The 23,102-nt window shown below is 71.1% G+C and carries 16 protein-coding genes; 5 read left to right on the top strand and 11 right to left on the bottom strand.

The window, feature by feature from the left end; all coding sequences use genetic code 11:
* Nucleotide 1: 1 nt before the first annotated feature.
* On the top strand, nt 2-1,366 hold the full coding sequence (locus M8C13_RS12460; RefSeq protein WP_252480697.1) for a mycothione reductase: 1,365 nt from the start codon (nt 2-4) through the stop codon (nt 1,364-1,366).
* A 47-nt stretch (nt 1,367-1,413) separates the two neighbouring features.
* Here M8C13_RS12460 and M8C13_RS12455 read toward each other — a convergent pair whose 3' ends face one another.
* Nucleotides 1,414-2,856 (bottom strand): MFS transporter, encoded by a 1,443-nt coding sequence (locus M8C13_RS12455; protein ID WP_252480696.1) that lies wholly within the window; start codon nt 2,854-2,856, stop codon nt 1,414-1,416.
* A gap of 27 nt (nt 2,857-2,883) precedes the next feature.
* Here M8C13_RS12455 and M8C13_RS12450 point away from each other — a divergent pair, with 27 nt between their 5' ends.
* Both M8C13_RS12450 and M8C13_RS12445 read left to right on the top strand, forming a co-directional pair.
* Nucleotides 2,884-3,567 (top strand): FadR/GntR family transcriptional regulator, encoded by a 684-nt coding sequence (locus tag M8C13_RS12450; RefSeq protein WP_252480695.1) that lies wholly within the window; start codon nt 2,884-2,886, stop codon nt 3,565-3,567.
* Nucleotides 3,568-3,666: 99 nt separating this feature from the next.
* Nucleotides 3,667-4,845, top strand: a complete 1,179-nt coding sequence (locus M8C13_RS12445) for a hypothetical protein (RefSeq protein WP_252480694.1) — start codon at nt 3,667-3,669, stop codon at nt 4,843-4,845.
* 1 nt (nt 4,846) lies between these two features.
* On the opposite strand, the gene M8C13_RS12440 is transcribed toward M8C13_RS12445, so the two are convergent.
* The gene (locus M8C13_RS12440; protein WP_252480693.1) at nt 4,847-5,332 is read right to left on the bottom strand and encodes a MarR family winged helix-turn-helix transcriptional regulator; all 486 of its coding nucleotides are present in this window, start codon (nt 5,330-5,332) and stop codon (nt 4,847-4,849) included.
* Between the two features lie 115 nt (nt 5,333-5,447).
* Here M8C13_RS12440 and asnB point away from each other — a divergent pair, with 115 nt between their 5' ends.
* On the top strand, nt 5,448-7,289 hold the full coding sequence (gene asnB, locus M8C13_RS12435) for an asparagine synthase (glutamine-hydrolyzing) (protein ID WP_252480692.1): 1,842 nt from the start codon (nt 5,448-5,450) through the stop codon (nt 7,287-7,289).
* Here the strand turns inward: asnB and M8C13_RS12430 are convergent.
* Nucleotides 7,265-9,079, bottom strand: a complete 1,815-nt coding sequence (locus M8C13_RS12430) for a glycosyltransferase family 39 protein (protein ID WP_252480691.1) — start codon at nt 9,077-9,079, stop codon at nt 7,265-7,267. The genes asnB and M8C13_RS12430 overlap by 25 nt on opposite strands.
* A 116-nt stretch (nt 9,080-9,195) precedes the next feature.
* Nucleotides 9,196-13,137, bottom strand: coding sequence for a discoidin domain-containing protein (locus M8C13_RS12425; RefSeq protein WP_252480690.1), 3,942 nt, complete (start codon nt 13,135-13,137; stop codon nt 9,196-9,198).
* A 298-nt stretch (nt 13,138-13,435) separates the two neighbouring features.
* Between M8C13_RS12425 and M8C13_RS12420 the strand changes: the two genes are divergently transcribed.
* On the top strand, nt 13,436-14,245 hold the full coding sequence (locus M8C13_RS12420) for a dienelactone hydrolase family protein (RefSeq protein WP_252480689.1): 810 nt from the start codon (nt 13,436-13,438) through the stop codon (nt 14,243-14,245).
* Here the strand turns inward: M8C13_RS12420 and M8C13_RS12415 are convergent.
* The 7 genes from M8C13_RS12415 to ispG form a co-directional block, all read right to left on the bottom strand.
* Complete coding sequence (locus M8C13_RS12415; RefSeq protein ID WP_252480688.1) at nt 14,238-15,776, bottom strand: cobyric acid synthase; 1,539 nt, start codon at nt 15,774-15,776, stop codon at nt 14,238-14,240. The two genes, M8C13_RS12420 and M8C13_RS12415, sit on opposite strands and share 8 nt — an antisense overlap.
* The gene (gene map, locus M8C13_RS12410) at nt 15,773-16,630 is read right to left on the bottom strand and encodes a type I methionyl aminopeptidase (RefSeq protein WP_252480687.1); all 858 of its coding nucleotides are present in this window, start codon (nt 16,628-16,630) and stop codon (nt 15,773-15,775) included. The genes M8C13_RS12415 and map overlap by 4 nt, the downstream gene beginning before the upstream one ends.
* 59 nt (nt 16,631-16,689) lie before the next feature.
* The gene (locus tag M8C13_RS12405; protein ID WP_252480686.1) at nt 16,690-18,498 is read right to left on the bottom strand and encodes a penicillin-binding transpeptidase domain-containing protein; all 1,809 of its coding nucleotides are present in this window, start codon (nt 18,496-18,498) and stop codon (nt 16,690-16,692) included.
* Nucleotides 18,499-18,560: 62 nt separating this feature from the next.
* Nucleotides 18,561-19,241: a response regulator transcription factor gene (locus M8C13_RS12400; RefSeq protein WP_252480685.1), complete on the bottom strand. Its 681-nt coding sequence runs from the start codon at nt 19,239-19,241 to the stop codon at nt 18,561-18,563.
* Nucleotides 19,238-20,449 carry a sensor histidine kinase gene (locus M8C13_RS12395; RefSeq protein WP_252480684.1) on the bottom strand — a complete coding sequence of 404 codons (1,212 nt, stop codon included), beginning with the start codon at nt 20,447-20,449 and terminating at the stop codon, nt 19,238-19,240. The genes M8C13_RS12400 and M8C13_RS12395 overlap by 4 nt, the downstream gene beginning before the upstream one ends.
* A gap of 293 nt (nt 20,450-20,742) precedes the next feature.
* Entirely contained in the window at nt 20,743-21,579 is an 837-nt protein-coding gene (locus tag M8C13_RS12390; RefSeq protein WP_252480683.1) for a GNAT family N-acetyltransferase, read from the bottom strand.
* Between the two features lie 112 nt (nt 21,580-21,691).
* Nucleotides 21,692-22,852 carry a flavodoxin-dependent (E)-4-hydroxy-3-methylbut-2-enyl-diphosphate synthase gene (gene ispG / locus M8C13_RS12385; RefSeq protein WP_252480682.1) on the bottom strand — a complete coding sequence of 387 codons (1,161 nt, stop codon included), beginning with the start codon at nt 22,850-22,852 and terminating at the stop codon, nt 21,692-21,694.
* Nucleotides 22,853-23,102 lie beyond the last annotated feature (250 nt).

Genomic DNA, 23,102 nt, shown 5'->3' with positions numbered 1-23,102 from the left:
CGTGCCTCACTACGACCTGGTCATCATCGGCAGCGGCTCGGGCAACTCGATCATCGACGAGCGGTTCGACGACTGGAACATCGCGATCGTGGAGAAGGGTGTCTTCGGTGGCACCTGCCTCAACGTCGGCTGCATCCCGACCAAGATGTTCGTGCATCCCGCCGAGCTCGCCAGCAGCCCGAAGCCCGCGGCCAAGCTCGGCGTGGACCTGGAGCTGCACGGGGTCAACTGGCCTGAGATCCGGGATCGGGTGTTCGGCCGGATCGACCCGATCGCCGAGGGCGGGTTCCGCTACCGCGCGCAGGAGTGCCCGAACGTCACCGTCTACACCGGTGAGGCCAGGTTCACCGGACCGAAGCAGCTGGACACCGGCACCGGGGTGACCATCACCGCGGACCGGTTCGTCATCGCGGCGGGCAGCCGTCCGGTGATCCCGGCGGTGGCCAGCATCGACGAGGTCGGTTTCCACACCAACGAGACCGTGATGCGCCTGGAGAAGCTGCCCGCCCGGATGGTGATCCTCGGCGGCGGGTTCGTGGCCACCGAGTTCGCGCACGTGTTCAGCTCCTTCGGCGTCCAGGTGACCGTGGTCAACCGCTCGGGCGCGCTGCTGCGGGCTGAGGACGCGGACATCTCCGCCCGGTTCACCGAGTTGGCGAGCCAGCGCTGGGACCTGCGGCTCAACCGCAAGGCGCTGCGCGCGGAGCGGGTGGACGGCGTGGTCCGGCTGCACCTGGAAGGCCCGGAGGGCGCCGAGGTGGTGGAGGCCGAGGAGCTGCTGGTGGCGGCCGGGCGGATCCCGAACGCGCACCTGCTGGATGTGGACAAGACCGGGGTCGGCACGCACGCCGACGGGCGGATCGCGGTCGACGAGCACCAGCGCACCGAGGTGGCGGGCATCTTCGCCCTGGGCGATGTCAGCTCGCCGTACCAGCTCAAGCACGTGGCCAACCACGAGGCGAAGGTGGTCCAGCACAACCTGCTGCACCCGGACTCGCCCAGGACCACCGACCACCGGTTCGTGCCGCACGCGGTGTTCTCCACCCCGCAGGTCGCCTCGGTCGGGCTGACCGAGGAGCAGGCCAAGGCGGCCGGGCTCAACCACGTGGCGGTCACCCAGGAGTACGGCGGCATCGCCTACGGCTGGGCGATGGAGGACACGACCAGCTTCTGCAAGCTGATCGCCGACCCGGCCTCCGGGCTGCTGCTCGGCGCGCACATCATCGGGCCGCAGGCGGCCACGCTGATCCAGCCGCTGATCCAGGCCATGCACTTCGGGCTGGACGCGCGGACCATGGCGCGCGGGCAGTACTGGATCCACCCGGCCATGCCGGAGCTGCTGGAGAACGCGCTGCTCAAGATCTGAGCCGGGCCGCCCCGCGACCGCGCACACCGCGGTCGCGGGGCCGGCGCTCAGACGTAGCGGGGGCGGCCGGCCAGGTAGCCGAAGAGCAGTTGGATGGTCATCGCGGTGAGGACCAGCAGCAGCGAGGCGGTCCAGCCGCCGGTCCAGCCGTGCAGCATGCCGACGCCGAACGGGCCGACCGCGGCGATCAGGTAGCCCAGGCTCTGCGCCATCGCGGAGAGCCCGGCGGTGTCGGCCACGGTGCGTGAGCGCAGCGTGATGAAGGTCAGTGCGAGCGGGAACAGCCCGCCCATGCCGACGCCGAGCAGCACCACCCACAGCACCGGGGACAGCGTGGGCGCGAACAGCAGGCCCAGCACGCCGAGCAGCGAGGTCGCGGTCATCGCCACCGCCCAGCCGGACTGCGCGCGGCGGCGGGTGACCAGTGGCGGGATGATCAGCGCGGCGGGCACGCCGATGACCATCAGCGCGCCGAGCATGACGCCCGCGGTGGTCGGGTCGACGCCGGCGACGTCGCGCAGGATCTCCGGCAGCCAGCCCATCCAGGTGTAGGCGACCAGCGACTGGATGCCGAAGAAGCCGGTGACGGCCCAGGCCAGCGGGCTGCGGAACAGGCTCCGGGAGCTCCCGGCGGCCGCGGTGGTGGACGCGGCGGCCGGGTCGGGGGTGGTGGCCTGGATCGCGGCGGTGGCGGAGGTCGCGGTGGTGGCGGCCGCGGTGGCAGTGGCGACGGTGGCGGCGGTCGCAGTGGCGGCGGCGGTCGCGGTGGCGGCCGGGTGGCCGGGGGCGGCTTGTTCGAGTGCGTCGTGCGCGAGGGCCGCTTCCTCCAGGGGCTGGGCGCGGCGGCGGGCCACCGCCCAGACGACCAGGGCGGTCACCGCGAGCACCGCCCACAGCCCGACCGCGACCCGCCAGCCGCCGACCCACCGCTCCAGCGGCGCGGTGAAGGCGGCCGCGGCGGCGCCACCGGCGGAGAGCGCGGCGCTGTAGACGCCCATGACAAAACCGAGCCGTCCGGGGAAGGACTCCTTCACGACCACCGGGATCAGCACGTTGGCCACCGCGATCGAGGAGCAGGCCGCGAGCGTGCCGCCCAGCAGAACCGCAGGTCCGTCCAGGACTCGGAGGGCGAGTCCCAGGCCGAGCAGGCCCAGTGCGAAGCCCACCACGCGCAGCGGGCCGAAGCGGCGGGAGAGCATCGGCGCCACGAGACCGGCGAAACCGAAACACACTGTAGGCACGGCCGTTACCGCGCTGACCCAGACTGCCGAGACGCCCAGAGAATCACGGACCTCCGCCAGCACGGCAGCGAGGCTGGTCACGGCGGGACGGAGGTTGAGCGCGGCAAGCACGATTCCGACGATCAACAGCGAACTGCCGCCGACGACCGTAGCTGCACGGGAGCGGCCGGAAGTGGCAGGCTGAGCTGCTGACCGGATGTCGTCAGGGAGGGTCGGCGTCACGGTCACGCGAGTACTATAAGCAAACATGGGATGTCCGGATGAAAGGATGAGACTGTGCCGTTGGCCACTACCCGACGCACCGGCCTCGTCGAGCAGGTGATCGACCAGATGCGCACGCTGGTGACCAGCGGCGAATGGCCGATCGGGCGGCGGATTCCCGCTGAGCCCGAGCTTGTGACGGCGCTGGGCGTGGGCAGGAACACGGTCCGGGAGGCGGTCCGGGCACTGGCGCACGCCGGGTTGCTGGAGGTGCGACAGGGCGACGGCACTTTCGTGCGCGCGACCAGTGAGCTGTCCGGCGCGGTGCGCAGGCTGTGCGATGCCGAGCTGCGCGACGTGCTGGAGGTGCGGCACGCGCTGGAGGTCGAGGGCGCGCGGCTGGCCGCGGTCCGCCGCAGCGAGGAGGAACTGCGCAGGCTGACCGAGACCCTGGCCGAGCGGGACGCGGCGCTGGCCGCCGGGGAGTGGGAGCGGATGGTGGTCACCGACACCGCCTTCCACCTGATGCTCGTCGAATGCTCGCAGAACCCGGTGCTCACCGAGCTGTACCGAGGGTTCACCGAGGCGGTGAAGGCCAGTGTCGCGACCACGGTGGACTCCGAGGTGGACGGCGACCGGCACATCTCCCACCAGGACCTGCTGGCGGCGGTCCGGGACCAGGACCCCGAGCGCGCGGCCCGCGAGGCAGGCGGCTTCATCGAGGAACTGCTCTCCACCCTCGGTTCCGCCGAGCACTAGGCACCACGGCGGCCCGCCGGATGACCGGGAACCACCGGCGGGCCTGCCCTCGGCCGAGGGCGTTGCGTTAGGCTCGGCTGATCACTGGGGGGTGATCACATGAGCCGAGGTGCTCGCGACTACCAGGTCGACGAGGCGGAGAACACGCGCTACGTGGCGATCTTCGTCGACGGGGAACGATCGGCGCACGCCGTGGTCCGGGCGACCGGGACAGTGGAGGAGGCGTTCACCCGCGAGCTGCGCTGGGGGCCCTCCGATCTGCTGAGCCGGGTCGCCGACGAGCCGGGGTGGACCGCGCACGAGCTCGACGTGCCGCTCGCCAACCGTCGGCTGGCGGAACTGGTGCACTCGGTCCGCAATGCGGAGCACAACTCGGGGCTGACCGAGTTCAGCTACTACGCGGCGTTCCAGGGCTCGGACAGCATCTGTGACATCGACCAGTCGTACATGCTCATCCGGCTGCTGGGGCCGTTGCGCGAGGAGCAGTACGACGGGTACGGCACCTGGTCCTTCACCGACAAGCTGGACCGGCTGAACTCCGGCCGGGACTGGACCCACGAGGCCATCCAGGTGAGCGCGTCCGAGGCCGCGCACCTCAAGTCGGAGTGCGACCGCGAGCTCGCGGAGAACTACGCGCACCACCTCCTCACCGAGGACGGCGCGCCCTCCGCCGTGGTCCGGGTGCCGCTGTGGCCGGAGCCGAAATTCGGGGAAGAGGCGTTCACCGGCGACGGCCAGTGGCGCTCCTCGGACCTGCTGAGCCGGCTGCCGGAGCAGGTGCCGGAAACCGAGTGGGCGCGGGTCGTCGAGCACATGGCGGCGCTGGTCCGGCGGCGGCATGCGGAGTTCACCGGCGACTACGCCGTGTTCCGCCGGCCGATCGACGTGCTCGACCTCGAATCCGCCGAGGAGGTGGTCCGGGAACCGGCGACCGAGCACCGGCACACCCTGCGGTTGCTCGACTACCGGATGCCTGATCGGCGGATGGCCGAGTTCCGGGCGCGGGTGTTCCTCCGGCAGGCCCAGCGGCGGGCCGAGCCCGTGGACGGCCACTACTACTTCGCGGTTTTCACCACCGTCGAGGACGTGTGGGACGCCGACGCCGCGATCGCGGTGCTGCGTTGCCCGGCCGCCGGCACCGTGCGGTGGGAGCGGTTCGAGCGGGAGTCGGCGTGGGTCCGCGCCTCGCGGTCGAGGTGGGACCACCACCTGCCGATCGGCCGGGCGGAGGTCGAACGGATCACCCGGCGGCTCGCCGCCGCCGAGGACCCGCGCTGAGCTAGCGGCCCCTGGTCCGCTGCTCGCGGGCGTCCAGGTCGGCGTTGAGGCGGGCGACCAGGCGGGCCAGGTCCCGCCGGTCCTGTTCGGGCCAGTCGGCGAGCACGCCGTGCAGCCAGGCGGCGCGGTCGGCCTGCACGATGGCGACCCGACGTCTGCCCTCCTCGGTGGCCTGCAACGGCTGGGTGCGCGCGTTGGGCGGGTTGTCGACCACCCTGGCCAGCTCGGCGCTGGTGAGCTTGGCCACATGACGACTGGCCGTGGACTTGTCCACGTTGAACATCCTGGCCAGCTCGCCGACGGTCAGCCCCGGGCGCGCGGAGATCACCGCCAGGTAGGGGTAGGTCGTCTGGTCCAGGCCGATGACCTCGGGATATCGGGTGGTCCAGAACCGCCAGAAGGCCTTGCGGGTGAACAGGGTCAGCTCGTGTTCGAGTGCGCCGGTGAGCTGGTCGTCCGCCGTGTTCGGTTCGGCCCGGTTCGTCACGATTCCACCCTTCCACCTGCCGCCGGGAACACCAAGCCGACCGTTGCGTGACGCAACCATCGGGTCTACCGTCGGAGACATCCCACCAATTCAGTGCTGAAGGGGGATCTCTCTCATGTGTGGAATCGCCGGCTGGGTCGGCTACCAGCGCGACCTGACCCAGGAACACGACACCGCCGCCGCGATGACCGAGACGATGGCCTGCCGGGGACCGGATGACGCCGGGCTCTGGCTGGACCGCCACGCCGCGATCGGACAGCGGCGACTGGCCATCATCGATCTTGAGGGCGGCCGCCAGCCGATGCTTGCCGAGGAGCGGGGGCGCACCACCGCGGTGCTGACCTACAGCGGCGAGGTCTACAACTTCCGCGAGCTGCGCGCCGAGCTCCAGCGTCGCGGCCACCTCTTCCGCACCGCCAGCGACACCGAGGTGGTGCTCAACGCCTACCTGGAGTGGGGCCCGTCCCTGGTGGACCGGCTCAACGGCATGTACGCCTTCGCCATCTGGGACGCCCGCACCGAGGAGCTGCTGCTGGTGCGCGACCGGATGGGCATCAAGCCGCTCTACTACTACCCCACCGCCGACGGCGTGCTCTTCGGCTCCGAGCCCAAGGCGATCCTGGCCAACCCGCTGGCCGAGGCGGTGCTGGACGCGGACGGCCTGCGCGAGGCGCTGGGCTTCGTCAAGACGCCGGAGCTGGGCATCCTGCGCGGGCTGGCGGAGGTGCGGCCCGGCTCAGTGGTCACGGTGTCCCGCAAGGGGATCAGCAAGTCCCGGTACTGGCAGCTGGAGGCCACCGAGCACACCGACGACCTGGACACCACCGTGCGCACCGTGCGGGAGCTGCTGGAGGACATCGTCGAGCGGCAGCTCATCGCGGACGTGCCGCTGTGCACGCTGCTCTCCGGCGGCCTGGACTCCAGCGCGCTGACCGCGCTGGCAGCCAAGGCGCTGACCGCGCAGGGCGCGGGGCCGGTGCGCTCGTTCTCGGTGGACTTCGCCGGGTACACCGACAACTTCCACGCCGACGCCTTCCGGGACAGCCCGGACGCGCCGTTCGTGGCCGAGGTGGCCGAGCACGTGGCCGCCGAGCACACCAACATCGTGCTGGACAACGACGACCTGATGGACCCGGTGGTGCGCGCGGCCGCGCTGCACGCCCGCGACCTGCCCAACGGCATGGGCGAGATGGACTTCTCGCTGTACCTGCTGTTCAAGGCGATCCGCGGCCGGTCGACGGTGGCGCTGTCCGGGGAGTCCGCCGATGAGGTCTTCGGCGGCTACAAGTGGTTCCACGACCCGGTCGCGGTCAACGGGAACACCTTCCCGTGGATCGCCGCGCGGGCGCATGGCCAGACCGAGTCGGTCTACCGCGGGCTGGCCGAGCGGCTCCAGCTGGGCGACTACGTGCAGCAGCGCTACCAGGAGGCCTTGGCGGAGGTGCCCAGGCTGGCCGGGGAGACCGGGCTGGAAGCGCGGATGCGCGAGCTGAGCTATCTGAACCTGACCCGGTTCGTGAACCTGCTGCTGGACCGCAAGGACCGGATGAGCATGGCCGTGGGCCTGGAGGTCCGGGTGCCGTTCTGCGACCACCGCCTGGTGCAGTACGTGTTCAACGCGCCGTGGGCGATGAAGACCTTCGACGGCAAGGAGAAGAGCCTGCTGCGCGCGGCCACCGCGGACGTGCTGCCGCAGTCGGTGGTGCAGCGCAAGAAGAGCCCGTACCCCTCCACCCAGGACGCGGGGTATGAGAAGGCGCTGCGCGAGGAACTGGCCAGGGTGATCGAGGACTCCTCCGCGCCGGTGACCGAACTGGTGCCGCGCAAGGACATCCAGACCCTGTTGGACTCACCGCTGGTCACCGTCGGCTCGGATTCCGCGACCCGGCGCACGGTGGAGTCGCTGCTGGGCCTGAACCGGTGGATCGTGGACTACGGCGTGCGGGTCGAGCTGTAGCAGTCGTAGAGCTGCCCTGTCCCCGGCACCGGTGCGCAGTGCGCGGTGACCCAGGACAGGGCCGCGTCCACCACGGCCGTGCCCGCGCCACCACCGCCGCCGAACTGGAGCGTCGGGGACGCGCCGGTGGTCCAGACGAACCGCAACTGTCCACTGTGGACATAGTTTTGCAGCTGGGCGGTGGTGGGCGCGGGGTCGTTGCCGTTGAAGCCGCCGACGGCCATCACCGGCAGGCCGGTGTCCAGGATGACCGGGGCGGCGACCAGCGCGCCCACCACGGCCACCGCCCAGCGCTCATTCCGGTACTGCGACTCCAGGTGGGCCAGCGCGGCGGCGCTGGGGCCTTCGGCGCGGTCCGGGGCGAACCTGACCGCGGCCGTGGGCTTCGCGATCGGGAAGGTCACCGAGGTCTTCGCGGTCAGCGGGGTCACCGCGTAGGCGGCGGGTCCGGCCAGGGCCGCGAGCAGCCCGGTGATCGCGGTGAGCGCGGTCGCGCGGCGGGAGAAGCGGCCGCCCAGCAACGGGATGGCCAGCGCGACCGAGGTGGCCAGGCCGAGCAGCGCGAGGGTCACCGGCAGCCAGGGCAGGTAGTCCGGGGTGCGGCCGAGCAGGGTCGCGCCCCAGAACCCGGTCAGCCCCACGGTCACCGGCAGCAGCCAGCCCCAGTGCGAGCGGTCCCGGTGCAGCCGCCACAGCGCGGCCGCGCCCGCACCGGCCACCACGGCCAGCGGCGGGGCCAGCGCGACCGTGTAGTAGGTGTGCCAGATCCCGGCGGCGGTGGAGAACACGACCGCGGTGGTGAGCAGCCAGCCGCCCCACAGCAGAAGTTCGGCGCGCTGCCGCCGCAGCACCAGCGCGGCGGCAAAACCCAGTAGCGCCAACGGGAACAGCCAGGCGATCTGGCCGCCGACCTCGCCGCTGAGCAGCCGGTCCCAGCCGCTGGCGTTGCCCCCGCCACCGCCCCCGGCGTTCAGCCCCGGCGAGCCGACCCGGTTCTGGCCGAGCAGACGCCCGAAACCGTTGTAGCCGAACAACAGCTCGCTGACCGTGTTGTCGGTGCTGCTGCCGATGAAGGGCCGCTCGGCCGGGTTGACCGAGTCCACCGCGAGCAGCCAGGACAGGCTCACCCCGAGCAGCACCACCCCGGCCAGGCCGAGCCGGAGCAGCTTGCGCCACCACGGCCCGCTGACGCCGACCAGGTAGGCGACTGCCGCGGCGGGCACGATCAGATAGGCCTGCAACATCTTGGTGTTGAAGGCCAGGCCGACGGCCAGCGCGCAGGCCAGCAGCGGCAGCAGGCGGCCGGAGCGGACCGCGTTGGACAGCGCCCAGGCGGCCAGGGTGAGCAGCAGGACCAGCAGGGTGTCCGGGTTGTTGTGCCGGGTCACCGCGACCACCACCGGGGTCAGGGTGAGCGCCAGCGCGGCCAGGATGCCCGCCGCCGGGCCGAAAGCGCGTCTGGTCACGTGGTGCACCACCGCGACCGCGGCCACCCCGGCCACGGCCTGTGGCAGCAGGATGCTCCAGCTGGAGAAGCCGAACGCCCTGGCGGACAAGGCCTGCACCCACAAAGCCAGCGGCGGCTTGTCCACCGTGATGAAGCCACCGGCGTCCAGCGACCCGTAGAAGAAGGCCGACCAGCTCTGGGTGGCGCTGAGCACCGCCGCGGAGTAGTAGGTGTTGGCGAAGCCGTTGGCGGACAGGGCCCAGGTGTAGAGCACCGCGGCCAGTGCCAGCACCGCGGCGAGGGCGGGCCGGGACCAGCGGGGCTGGCGCGTGCGGTCGGTCACGGGAACAGGCTGGCCGCCGAGGCTGGGAGCCAGGTGGGAACCCGCTGGGAGTCAGCCCGGAGCGGGAACGGGCGCGGCCGGGGAGGACACGGCCGCGCCCGTTCGTCAGTGGCCCGTCAGTTGCGGTTGATGGTGAAGGTGGAGGTGGTGTTGCGGATGTCGGTGTGGTTGCCGGAGAGCTTGAGGTTGGTGAAGGTGACCGAGCCGACCGCGGGGCCCTGACCGGGTTCCGGCAGCTCGTTGGCCCAGAGGCCGAAGCCGGACTTGGCGTCGAAGGCGTCACCGCTCTTGCGGGCGCCGGAGATGGAGACGTTGGTGAACACCGTGTCGGTGATCGGGTTCTCCGGCCGGCCGGGACTGCGGTACTTGGTCTGGAACATGATGCCGCTGTAGGTCGGGTCGATGATGTCCACATCGGACACCCGGATGTTGCGGAAGACCTTGGAGGCGGAGAACACCCAGATGCCCGGGAACGTTTGAGCGCCCCAGAAGTGGCCGCCCGCCCGGACGATGGAGATGTTCTCGAACTTCGTCGGCCCCGGCCCGAAGCCGTTCATCGGGTAGCCGAAGTCCAGCGAGGAGATGGTGATGCCGGAGTAGACCAGGGTGTCGGCGATGTAGATGTTGCGGAAGGTGTTGTCGTAGCCGCCGTAGACCGCGACCCCGGCCGCCCGCCAGGTCAGCGTGGAGGTCAGGTTCTCGTAGACGTTGTTCTTGATGTCCGCGCCACCGGCGTCGATCGCGGAGAACAGCGCGAAGCTGTCGTCACCGCTGGCCCGCGAGTCGTTGTTGACCACGTGGTTGTCGGTGCTGCCGTTGGTCATGTTGATCGCGTCGGCGAACATGTTGCGGATCCGGGAGTTCTTGATGGTGATCCGGTCGGTGTTCGCGCCCCAGTACAGGCACACCATGTGCTCGTTCCAGATGTTGTCGATGACGATGTCGCTGACGTTCTGGAAGTCGAACACCTTGCCGGGACCGTCGATCCGCGAGGTGTAGTTGCCGAAGTAGGCGAAGTTGGCGAAGGAGGACCCGCTCGCGCTGCCCTCGGCCCGGAAGCCGACGTCGGTGTTGGCCTGGCCGGCCGGCGCGTGGAACCTGGTGAACCAGGGCCCGGCTCCGGTGATCTTGACCGCCTTGCCGTAGACCTGGAACTTGCTGCTGGTCTGGTAGTCACCGGCGGGCAGGTACACCCCGATGAGGGTGCCGCTGGTGTCCATCCGGACCTTGTCCAGCGCGTTCTGCACGTCCTGGTGGCCAAAGCCGCTGGGCACGGCGTACTTGGCCGGGTCGGGGCTGGCCATCGGCGCGACCTGCTCGGTGTTGATGAAGTCGATCGCGTAGCTGCTGGTGTTGCCGCTGTCCTTCTGCAGCTTGATCTTGCTGCCCTTGGGGATGGTGCTGCCGAACATCAGGTTCGCCTCGTCGTAGATGTGCCGGGGGCCGCCCGCGCCGGGTGAGTTCTCCGGGCTGGCCTCGGCGCCGTAGAGCCAGGCGTACCTGGAGGTCAGCGTGATCGGCTTGTGCGGCTGGCCGTTGACGTAGACGTTGAGCGTGGCGTCGAGGCCGCCGCCACCGGTGGCGTCCGGGATGGAAAAGCGGGTGACCAGGGTGTTGGTCTCGGCCCTGGTGGTGAACTCCACGAAGCTGCCGGTGCTGTTCAGGGTGACCGCGCGGCGGCCGGAGGCCTCACCGGCGAGGTCGCCGATGGTCCGGTTCGGGCCGATGACCTGCGCGCCGCCGCCGGTGACCGCGTCCTCGGCCTCGTACATCTCGTAGGGCATGTTCGCGCCCCTGCCCACGAACAGGGCCTGGGTGCTGGTGTTGTTGGCGCGCTTGACCGGCAGCTCGTTGGCGTCCTCGGCCAGCACCACCTGGACCGAGTGCCTGCCCGCCGCGGACGGCCAGCTGCCCAGGTTCACCGGGGCGGTGGTGGCACCGGCGGCGATGACCCCGTGGTGCGCGCCGGTGAGGGTGCGGACCACGGTTCCGTTGCCGTCCAGGACGTTCAGCGTGATGCCGTGCGCGCCCGCGGCCGAGGCGATGCTGCCCTGGTTGCGGATGGCCACCGAGAACTCGACCGCGGCCCCTGGGGTGGGGTTGTTCGGGGTCCAGCTGACCGAGGCGGCCACCAGGTCCGAGCTGGACACCGGGTTCACCGTGAGCTGGCCGGCGTTGGTGTGGCTGTTGTCGGTCTCATTCTGCTCGACGACCGCGTTGTCCTCGTCGACCTTGGCGGTCAGCGGGTAGCTGCCCGCCTCCCTCGGGCCGATGTCGGCGGTGACGGTGGTGCTGGCTCCCGCGGCCAGGCCGCCGACCGCGGCGGCGCCGACCTTGTTGTCCCCCAGGTAGAAGTTGACGCTGGTGGCGCCCGAGGCGGCGCTGCCGGTGTTGCGCACGGTCGCGTTCAGCCGCACCGGGTCGGTCTCCACCGGGGTGGCCGGGGTCCAGGAGCTGCCGGTGACGGTCAGGTTCGGGTTGGGCGCGGGGGTGCCGAGCACCTGGAACTCGGCGACCTGCCCGGCGGGCGCGCCGGTGTTGCCGGTGAAGCGGAGCTGGAGGTCAGCGGCCCTGCCCTTGGCGGCGATGGTCACCGTGTTGCCGGTGGCCGGGTCGAAGACGTGCTGGGCGGATGCGGCCAGCTGGTTGAACGCGCCGCCGCCCTGGTCTCGGCCGAGCACCTCCAGGGTCTGGGTGCGGCGGCCCCACGCGGTGCTGGGGTCGAGCTTGAGCACCACCGAGCTGACGTCGGCGTTGGCGCCCAGGGACACGGTGAGCGTGTTCGGGTAGCCCGCGCCGCCCTCCCAGTAGGTCTGCGCGTTGTTGTCGTTGGCGTTGGCCGCGACGAAGTTGTGCACGTGCGAGGAGGCGGTGATCGGCTTGCCCTGGGCCAGGTTCGTGCCGCTGTCCAGGCCGGTGCGGGTGACCGTGTTGCTGTTGGGCGAGGCGTTGCCCGCGGCGTCGCGCGCCCGCACGTGGTAGCTGACGGTCGCGTGCACCGGCTGGGTGTCGGTGTAGCTGAGCACGTTCCCGGCCACCCGGCTGCGCAGGGTGTTGCCGGCGTAGATGTCGTAGCCGGTGACGCCGACGTTGTCGGTGGCCGCGGTCCAGGTCAGCCGGATCTGGTCCACGCCGGGCTGGGTGTAGGCCAGCTCGCCGGGCGCGGTGGGCGCCTGGGTGTCGCCGGTGGTCGGGCCGTAGATCTCGAACTCGGCCAGCTGGGCCGCGGGCCAGCCGGTGTTCGCGCTGAACTCCAGCCGGAGGTGCCGGGTGGTGGCCGCGGCGTTGAGGGTGAGCGTCACCGTGTTCTGCGCCTGCGGGCTGAAGGTGTGCGCCGCGGCGGCCAACAGGTCGGTGAAGGTGCTGCCGTTGTCGCTGCCGCGCACGGTGAGGGTCTGGCCGCGCGGCTCCCAGTTCGGTGGCAGCTTGAGCACCAGCCGGTTGACCGCGACCGAGGCGCCGAGGTCGGCCTGGAGCCACTGCGGGAAGGCGTTGTTCGCGCTTTCCCAGTAGCTGCCCTGGTTCCCGTCGCCGACGTTGGCCGCGCCGTGGTCCTGGTGCTGGCTGCTCGCGGTGAAGGCGGCCGCCGCGGCCAGGTCCACGGTGGACGGGGTGGCCCGGCGGACCTGGAGCTCGGCCAGCTGCGCGGCCCGGTCGCCGGAGTTGGCGCTGATCTCGATCCGCAGGTGGCGGGTGGTGGTCGCGGGCAGGTCGAGGGTGACCGTGTTGCCGGTGGCCGGGTCGAAGGTGTGCGTGCGGGAGGTGACCAGCGTGTCGAAGCCGATCCCGTCTCTGCTGCCCTGAACGGCGAACGTCTGGGCGCGTTTCGCCCACCGCGGGGGCAGTTTCAGCGTGACCTGGTCGATGGTCTGCTCGCCGCCGAGGTCGACCTGGGCCCACTGCGGGAGCGCGTCGCCCGCGCTCTGCCAGTAGGTGCCCTGGTCGCCGTCGGTGAGGGCGCGGGCGGTGTGCGCGGCGTCGGCGCTGCTGGCCGCCACCGGTTGCCGGATCGCCACATCCGGTGCGGGGGCGGCGGTGGCCACGACGGGGCCACCCATGCTGAGCAGGGAAAACGCGGCTAACAGGGCGATGGGTCGGAACAGTGAGCGCTGCACTCTCATGGCGGTCCTCTGTTTCTCGTCCCCGAGGCAGGGCAGCCAGGGAGGAGGTCATGCGCGACGTTGCGCAGGAAATAACGGGACTCTGTGCGTAATTACCACTGTGATGTCAGTTTTTTGCGTAACGGGAGGCAAGAGTTACAGACCCGCTACGGCCGCGTCAACGGCTCGGCCGGCATTGGCGCTGGCCCGAAACAGCACCACGCGAATGGAGCAGCGCTGGTGTACAACCGGATTCATGAGCCAGCAGGCGCCCACGTCCGAGCTGAGCGGGTGGCGGCGGTCGCCGTTCACCGCGGCCGGATCCACCTACGACTGCTACGAGAAGGGCAGCGGCCCCGGTGTGGTGGTGCTGCCGGAGATCCCCGGCATGACGCCCTCGGTGCTCGGCTTCTGCGACCACCTGGTGGACAACGGCTTCACCGTGCTGGTGATCTCCGCCTTCGGCACTCCCGGCGCACCGGAGAACCCGCTCACCGCCCTGCCCGTGATGGCCAAGGCGTGCGTGTCCGCGGAGTTCCGGGCGTTCGCCCTGAACGCCAAGCGCCCGTTCACCGACTACCTGCGCGCGGTGGCCAGGGACCTGGCCGCGCGCACCCCCGGCCCCGGCGTCGGCGTGATCGGCATGTGCTTCACCGGCGGTTTCGCGCTGGCCGCGGCGGTGGACGACGTGGTGCTGGCCCCGGTGGCCAGCCAGCCCTCGCTGCCACTGCCGCTGGGCGCGCGGCGGAAGGCGGATCCGGGGATGTCGGCGGCGGAGCTGTCCCGGATCGCGGCGCGCACGGTGGAGTCAGGGCTGTGCCTGATGGGGCTGCGGTTCAGCCGGGACGTGCTGTCGCCCGGTGAGCGGTTCCGGACGCTGACCGAGCGGTTGGGCGAGGCGTTCCGGGTGGTGGAGCTGGACTCGGGCCGGGGGAACGCGGAGGGGTACCAGTGGAACGCGCACTCGGTGCTGACCAGGGAGGTCCGGGAGGGGAACTCGGCGATGACGGCCCGGGATGACGTGGTGGCGTTCCTGCACGAGCGGCTGGGCGGCGGCGCTAGCTGACCAGTGGGGGTGCGCCGGGCAGGAGGTCCGGCAGTCCCTTCGGCGCGCCCCGCTCCAGCAGCCGCTGCACGGCGTCGGTGTCCAGGTGGTCGGCGACCAGGTCGCCCAGCAGGTCCAGCTGCGCGGCGCGGGCGGCGGCGAAGTCGGTGTCCGGGGCCGGGGTGAAGCCGGTACGGCCCGCGCGGGTGGCCGCCCAGCGCAGGAAGTCCCGGCGAAACTCGTCGTTCTCGAACAGGCCGTGCCAGTGCGTGCCCGCGATCGACTCGTGCAGCACGCCCTCGCCCGCGCCATCCGGCAGGGTGATCAGCGGGGGCAGGGTGCCCGCGCGGCGGGACGGGTGGCCGTGGTGGATCTCGTAGCCGTGCACCGGGTGCGACAGCGCGCTGCCGGTGGGGCGGGCCAGGGTCTTCACCGGGTGGAAGTCGATGTCCAGGTCCAGCAGCGCCAGGCCGGCCACGGTGCCCGCCTTGGACTCGACCTCGTCCCGCAGGGTCCTGGCCAGCATCTGGTAGCCGCCGCAGATCCCGGTGACCGGCAGGCCGGCGCGGGCGTGCCGGTGGATGGCCTCGGCCAGGCCGGTGCGGCGCAGCCAGGCCAGGTCGGCGACGGTGGACTTGGAGCCGGGGATCAGCACCAGGTCGGCGTCGGCCAGCCGCGAGGGCTCGGTGACGAAGCGGACCGAGACGCCGGGCTCACCGGCCAGCGCCTCCACGTCGGTGGCGTTGGAGATCCGGGGCAGCCGGGGCACCACGACCCGCAGCCACTGCTCCCCCACCGGCGGCGCGGGACGGCCCACCACCCCGTCGGCGGCGTAGGAGAGCGAGTCCTCGGCGTCCAGCCACAGCTCCTCGCGCCAGGGCAGCACGCCGTGCACCGGGCGGCCGGTCAGCGCGCGCAGCTGGCGCAGGCCCGGTTCCAGCAGCGTGGCATCGCCCCGGAACTTGTTGATGACAAAGCCGCTGACCAGCGCCTGGTCCGCCGGGTCGAGCAGGGCCAGGGTGCCGAACAGGTGGGCGAACACGCCGCCGCGGTCGATGTCGCCGACCACCAGCACCGGCAGGTTCGCCGCGCGGGCCAGGCCCATGTTGGCGATGTCGTTGGCCCGCAGGTTGATCTCGGTCGGCGAGCCCGCGCCCTCGCAGACCACCGCCTCGTACTCCGCGCGCAGGCCGTCCAGGGTGGCCAGCACGGTGGCGAACAGCTCCTCCTTGCGGGCGCGGTAGGACAGCGCGCTGACCTCGCCGACCACCTTGCCCAGCAGCACCACCTGCGAGCTGCGGTCGCTGCCCGGCTTGAGCAGCACCGGGTTGAACCGGACCGAGGGGTCCAGCCCGGCCGCGGCGGCCTGCACCGCCTGCGCCCGGCCGATCTCGCCGCCGTCGAGGGTGACCACCGAGTTGTTGGACATGTTCTGCGCCTTGAACGGCGCCACCCGCACCCCGCGCCGGGCCAGCCAGCGGCACAGCCCGGCGACCAGCACGCTCTTGCCCGCGTCGGAGGTGGTGCCCGCGATGAGCAGGCCCCCGCTCACGGCAGGGTCAGGATCTCGGCGCCGTCGGTGGTGACCAGCACGGTGTGCTCGAACTGGGCGGTGAACTTCTTGTCCTTGGTGGTCACCGTCCAGCCGTCGGCCCACATGTCGTAGTCGATGGTGCCCAGGGTGATCATCGGCTCGATGGTGAAGGTCATGCCGGGCTCCAGCACGGTGTCCATGCTCGGCTCGTCGTAGTGCAGCACGACCAGGCCGCTGTGGAAGGACCGGCCGATGCCGTGCCCGGTGAAGTCGCGCACCACGCCGTAGCCGAACCGCTTGGCGTAGGCCTCGATGACCCGGCCGATCACGTTGATCTGACGGCCGGGCTTGACCGCCTTGATCGCCCTGGCGGTGGCCTCCCTGGTCCGCTCCACCAGCAGCCGCGCCTCCTCGGAGACGTGCCCGGCCAGGAAGGTGGCGTTGGTGTCGCCGTGCACGCCGCCGATGAACGCGGTGACGTCGACGTTGACGATGTCGCCGTCCTCGATCACCGTGCTGTCCGGGATGCCGTGGCAGATGACCTCGTTGAGCGAGGTGCAGCAGGACTTCGGGTAGTTCCGGTAGCCCAGCGTGGACGGGTAGGCCCCGTTGTCGCAGAGGAACTCGTGCACCACCGCGTCCACCTCGTCGGTGGTCGCCCCCGGCACGCACACCTTGCCCGCCTCGGCCAGCGCCTGGGCGGCGAGCCTGCCGGCCACCCGCATGGCCTCGATGATCTCCGGCGGCTGCACCCACGGATCGGTGTTGCGCTTGGGCGCCGGCTTGTCCACGTACTCGGGACGCTCGATGTGTGCGGGCACGGGTCGCCGCGGCGACTGCTGGCCGGGCTTGAGTGGGGCGCGGACGGGCATGGGGTCCACCCTACGACGCCCGGACGGAGGAGTGGATCGGACCGGCCGGAGAAGGGTCTCTAGAGCGCGCCCAGGAACCGTCCCGCCGCGTCCACCGCAGGTCCGGACGTTCCGGAGTCCACGATCAGCACCGCGAAGGCCACGTCGCCGCGGAAGCCGATGAACCAGCCGTGCGAGTGGGTGCCGTCGCCGAACTGGGCGGTGCCGGTCTTGCCGTGCACCTCGCCGAGCCGGTTCAGCTTCTTGGCGGTGCCGCTGGTGACCACCTCGCGCATCATCGGCCGGAGCTGCTCGGCGATGCCCGGCGGCGGGGGCGCCACCGCGCCGACCACCTTGGTCTCGGCGCCGCGCAGCAGGTTCGGGGTGGGCATCGAGCCGCGGGCCGCGGTGGCCGCGACCAGGGCCATGCCGAACGGGGTGGTCACCACCTTGCCCTGGCCGAAGCCGTCCTCGGCGCGCTCCACCACCGGCTCGGCAGGCGGGACCTTGCCGGTCAGGGTGCGCACCCCGGCCAGCTCGAAGTCCACGCCGACGCCGAACTGCTTGGCCGCGCTGGTCAGCGAGTCGGCGGGCAGCTTGGTGGCCAGCTCGGCGAAGGTGGTGTTGCAGGAGGCGGCGAAGGCCTGGTGCAGTGGCACGTTGCCCAGGTCGAACTCGTCGTTGTTGGGGATCTTGCGGCCCTGGATGGTCCAGGTGCCGGGGCAGGGCAGCACGGTGTCCGGGGTGGCCGTGCCCGCTTGCAGCACGGCGGCCGCGGTGACCACCTTGAACGTGGAGCCCGGCGGGTAGTTGCCGGTCAGCGCGAGCGGGCCGCCCTTGTCCGCCTCGGCGTTCTGCGCCACCGCGAGCAGGTCGCCGGTGGAGGGCTGGAAGGCGACCAGCATGGCCGCGTTCTTGACCGGCTCCAGCGCGTCCTCGGCGGCGGCCTGCACGCCCCGGCTCATGGTCAGGGTGACCGCCTTGGCCGGCTGGGCTTGCTGCTCGTGCAGGGTCTCCACCTCGGTGCCACCAGCGTTGAGGGTGACCACCCGCCAGCCCGCGGTGCCGGCGATCTGGTCCTCCACCGCCTTGCGCACGGTGGGCAGCACCTGGGCGGCGAACTCCTTGCCCGCGGGCGGCAGCAGCCGGGTCTGGCTGCTGAAGCGCACCCCGGGCAGGTCGTAGATCTCGCCCTTGACCTGCTGGTAGTCCGCGTCGCGCAGGGTGACCACCGGGTAGGCCTGGCCCTCCGGCACCTTGCTCGCGCCGTCGGTGACGCTCTGCTGGGTGATCGACTTGTCGAAGCGGGACACCGCGCCGGCCAGCGCGCCTGCCACCTTGGGCAGGTCACCGGCGGCCTTGCGGTCCAGCAGCACCGCGACCACCTTCTCCGGGTTGAGCAGCGGGCTGCCGTCCCGGTCCAGGATGGGCGCGGGCTGCGGCTGCTGCTCGCGCAGCGCGATGGTCTGCTGCGGTTGCAGCTTCGGGTGGATCACGCTGGGCGAGAAGTGCACCCGCCAGGTCTTCTCCGCCCGGCGCAGCTCCAGCTTGCCCTGGTAGCTCCAGTTCCGGCCGCCGCCGAGGTCCCACTTGACGGTGTAGCCGCTGCTCGCGGTGGTGGAGTCGGCCGAGGAGACCTCGGTCTGGTCCAGGGTGGCGCTGACCGCGGTCGGCTTCAGCGCGGCGCGGGTCTTGTCCAGCAGGTCCTTGGCCGGTTTCGCCTCGTCGGTGCTGTTGGCCGCGGTGGCGGTGTCCCCGTTGGCGAAGGCGGAGAGGAAGGTCCGCGCCGCGTCCTCGGGTTTGGGCTCGCTGCCGAACAGACCGCAGCCCGCGACCGGGAGCACGATGACAAGCAGGGCGGTGGCGCTGACAACTCGGTGAGCGGACACGGCGGCCAGTATGCCGCGCGAGGGTGTCAACAGGGGATGAAGGGCAGGCTGGGTTCCGGTTGTCAGCGACCGGCGGTGCGGGATTGACCAGGGATGACCAGGCCGGTTTCGTAGGCGACCACCACCGCCTGGGCCCGGCTGGACAGGTTGAGCTTGGCCATCGCGCGGTTGAGGTGGGTCTTGACGGTGGCCTCGCTGACCGCCAGCTCGTCAGCGATGCCGGCATTGGTCAGGCCGCGGCCGACCAGGCGCAGCACCTCCACCTCGCGGCTGGTCAGCGCGGACAGCTCCGGGATCGGCGCCCAGGTCTGGGTGCCGCGGTTGGCGTAGGACTCGACCAGCTTGCGGGTGATGTTGGGCGAGAACAGCAGGTCACCGCCCGCAATGGTGTGGATGGCGGCCAGCAGCCGCTCCGGCGGGGTGTCCTTGAGCAGGAACCCGGAGGCCCCGGCGCGCAGCGCGGCGTAGACGTACTCGTCCAGGTCGAAGGTGGTCAGCACCAGCACCTTCGGCCGCGGCTCCGGCGGACCGGCCAGGATCTGCTCGGTGGCGGCCACCCCGCTGACCTCGGGCATGCGCAGGTCCATCAGCACCACGTCCGGCCGGGTGCGGGCGGCCAGGTCGATCGCCTCCTGGCCGTTGGCGGCCTCGCCGACGACCTCCAGCCCCGGCGCGGCGGTGATCAGGGCGACGAAGCCGGCCCGCACCAGCACCTGGTCGTCCACGACGAGGACGCTGGTCATCGGCTCGCATTCCTCCCCGGCTGCTCCAGCGGCGGTGCGAGCGGCAGTCGCAGCTCCACCGCGAACCCGCCGTGCGCGTGCGCGCCAGCGGTGAGGCTACCGTCGTAGAGCCTGGCGCGTTCCCGCATTCCGGCAAGGCCGTGGCCGGAGACCGGACCGGTTCCGGCCGAGGCGGGCTGCTGGCCGTCGTCGACCACCCGCACGGTCAGCTCGCGCGGCCGGTAGTGCAGGTACACCGTGGCCGAGGCGGGCAGGGCGTGCTTGAGCACGTTGGTCAGCGACTCCTGCACCACCCGGTAGGCGCACAGGTCAGGGCCGGGCGGCAACGGGCGGCGCGTGCCGGTGACCACCAGCTCGGCAGGCACCCCGGCCGCGCGCACCCGGTTCAGCAGCTCCTCGACCCGGTCCAGGCCGGGCTGCGGGTCGAACTCCGGCTCCGGCTCGTCGTCCTCGGCCGGCAGCCGGAGCAGGGCCAGCACCCTGCGCATCTCGTCCAGTGCCTCGCGGCTGGTGTCGGCGATGGTGGCCAGCGCGTTGCTCGCGGTGGCCCGGTCGGTGTCGAAGACGTAGCGGGCCAGCCCGGCCTGCACCGAGATCACCGACATGTGGTGGGCGACCACGTCGTGCAGTTCGCGGGCGATGCGCACCCGCTCCTCGGTGACCGCGCGCTGGGCCAGGCGTTCCCGGTCGGCGTGCAGCTCCAGGGCCAGCTCGGCGAGCTGGTGGTTGCGCTGGGTGAGGCTGTGCCTGCTCGCGCCGAGCAGCCAGGCCACCGAGCCGTGCATGATCCACTGCACCAGGCTCACCCAGGACCCGCCGGTGAGCACCATCAGCGTCAGCAGCGCGGGGACCACGGCCAGGATCACCGGCACCGACACCCTGGTCTGGCAGTGCGCGGCCACCGTGTACAGCGCGATCCAGGCGCCGAAGGGGGTGATCACGTCGGGGTAGCCGCACAGCAGGTAGGCCGCGTAGGCCGCGCTGGCCACCAGGAACACCAGGATCGGCGCCAGCCTGCGGAAGGCGTTGGGCATCACCGACAGGAACACCAGCGCGACGACCAGCTCGGTCGGCTGACCGATGCCGAACGGCGGATCGCGGTGGACCAACAGCAGGGCAACGCAGGTGACCACCGCGGCCACGACCGTGTCGGCGACCTGCGGTTGCAGCGCCAGTGCCCAGCGCATCGCCGATCTGATCAGGCGCACGGACCAACGTTAGTGCCCTCCGGCGCACCCCGTCCCGTACCTGCGCATGGCATCGGGCATACCGCAAAAGTTGCAGACCGTTCCCGGGCTACCACCCGAGTTGGTGCCAAAAGTCGGTTGGGAGTGCGACGACCACGCTCCGCACAGGGCATAGCTTGAATGCCGGTGTTCCTGCCGCCTGGGGGTTGGTGGGACCACCAGCTCAGGTAGTCGTCCCGGCCGGGTCGAGTACGGATGGGCCCCGACTCGGAGCCCGGCCGGGACGATTGTCTTCTCGTTCCAACACAGTTGTGTCAGAACAGGACCGTGCTGAACTGCCCCACCTGCTGGAACCCGATCCGCTGGTAGGCCGCGCGGGCCGGGGTGTTGTAGGCGTTGACGTACAGGCTGGCGATCCGGCCGAGGCCGCGGACCAGCCGGTCGGCCACCGCCGCGGTACCCGCGGTGCCGAGTCCCTGGCCCCGCCGGTCCGGGTGCACCCAGACGCCCTGGATCTGGCCGACCCGCGCGGACAGCGCGCCGATCTCGGCCTTGAACACCACTTCACCCTGCTCGAACCGGGCGAAGGCCCGGCCGCCCGCGACCAGTTCGGCGACCCTGGCCCGGTAGCTCGCGCCGCCGTCGTCGGCCCTGGGGTCGATGCCGACCTCTTCGATGAACATGGCCACCGCGGCGGGCAGGTACTGGTCCAGCTCGTCCGGCCGGACCGGGCGGACCAGCGGGTCGGGCGCGACCACCGGTTCACCGGCCATCGCCATCAGCGGCTGGTCCTCGCGCACCTCACGGGCCGGGCCCCACTCCGGGGTGAGCTCCTCCCACAGCGGCATCACCTGCTCGGCCGGGCCGACCAGGGAGGAACAGCCGCGGCGGCGGCGCAGCGCGCGGTCGGCGAAGGCCTTGACCGCGGGTAACCCGCCGGAGAGCGGGACCAGGTTCGCGCCGGAGAAGCAGAGGCCGTCCAGCCTGCTGCCGAACCCCCACATCTCCCCGCCCAGCCGCCAGGGGTCGCAGCCGGCGATCTCGACACGGGAGGCGACCATGCAGGCTGCCACGGGGTCGGCGTCAAGGGCGGCTCGAACCGCCCGCAGATCCCGTTCCTCGAGCAGCCGAGCCCCGGCAAGCTTCAGCACCCTGCAAGTCTGCCAAACACACCCGGCCGAGGGCACTGGGTCACCCAATGGTCGTCATCCCCCGGTTCACGAAGAGTTCACCGGGGGATGACGGACTAACGTTGGGGCTTGCTCAGCCGGCGGCGGTCACCACGGGAGAGGCGCCCTCGACGGGCTCCATCTCCTCGGCGATGCGCATGGCCTCCTCGATCAGGGTCTCCACGATCTGCGACTCCGGCACGGTCTTGATGACCTTGCCCTTGACGAAGATCTGCCCCTTGCCGTTACCGGAAGCGACACCCAGGTCGGCCTCGCGGGCCTCGCCGGGACCGTTGACGACACAGCCCATGACCGCCACCCGCAGCGGCACCTCCATGCCCTCCAGACCGGCGGTGACCTGCTCGGCCAGGGTGTAGACATCGACCTGGGCGCGGCCGCAGGACGGGCAGGAGACGATCTCCAGCTTGCGCGGGCGCAGGTTCAGCGACTGCAGGATCTGGGTACCGACCTTGATCTCCTCCACCGGCGGCGCCGACAGCGAGACCCGGATCGTGTCGCCGATGCCCCGGGAGAGCAGCGCGCCGAAGGCCACCGCGGACTTGATGGTGCCCTGGAACGCCGGACCGGCCTCGGTGACACCCAGGTGCAGCGGGTAGTCGCACTGCTCGGCCAGCAGCTCGTAGGCGCGCACCATGACCACGGGGTCGTTGTGCTTCACCGAGATCTTGATGTCGTGGTAGTCGTGCTCGGCGAACAGCGAGGCCTCCCAGAGCGCGGACTCCACCAGCGCCTCGGGGGTGGCCTTGCCGTACTTGGCCAGCAGGCGGGGGTCCAGCGAACCGGCGTTGACCCCGATCCGGATCGGGATCCCGGCGTCCTTTGCCGCCTTGGCGATCTCGCCGACCTTGTCGTCGAACTTCTTGATGTTGCCCGGATTCACCCGGACCGCGGCGCACCCGGCGTCAATCGCGGCGAAAACGTACTTGGGCTGGAAATGGATATCCGCGATCACCGGAATGCCGGACTTCTTCGCGATCGCGGGCAGCGCCTCAGCGTCGTCCTGGCTGGGGCAGGCGACCCGGACGATGTCACAGCCCGCCGCGGTCAGCTCGGCGATCTGCTGCAGGGTCGAGTTGACGTCGGAGGTCAGCGTGGTGGTCATGGACTGGATGGACACGGGGTGGTCACTGCCCACGCCCACCTTGCCCACCTGAAGCTGACGGGTCTTGCGGCGCTCGGTCAGCACAGGCGGAGGCATCGCCGGAATGCCGAGCATGACACCGTCAACGGTCATCTTTGTTCAACTCCCCATAGGGTCGGCCGGTATTGACTACTTTACGCGACAGGGAAGTTCTCCCTTGGGGTCAGGTAGACCACCCCACGGACGGAAGTGTAACGAGATGCCCCGCGCGTGCATCTACGCAGAGTCACAAGTCTGCCGCCCAAACTGTGAGTTGGATCGATTCTGTCTTTCTCAAAAGGCCGTATCCGACATGGTCATCACTGCCGGTTGACGCGGTTCCGAGGGTACTTGGCGGGGGGCG

It is taken from the genome of Crossiella sp. SN42 (genome assembly GCF_023897065.1).
In the GTDB taxonomy this organism is placed as follows: domain Bacteria; phylum Actinomycetota; class Actinomycetes; order Mycobacteriales; family Pseudonocardiaceae; genus Crossiella.
Note: the sequence above shows the minus strand (reverse complement) of the source record. Positions and strands in the feature narration are given on the sequence as shown.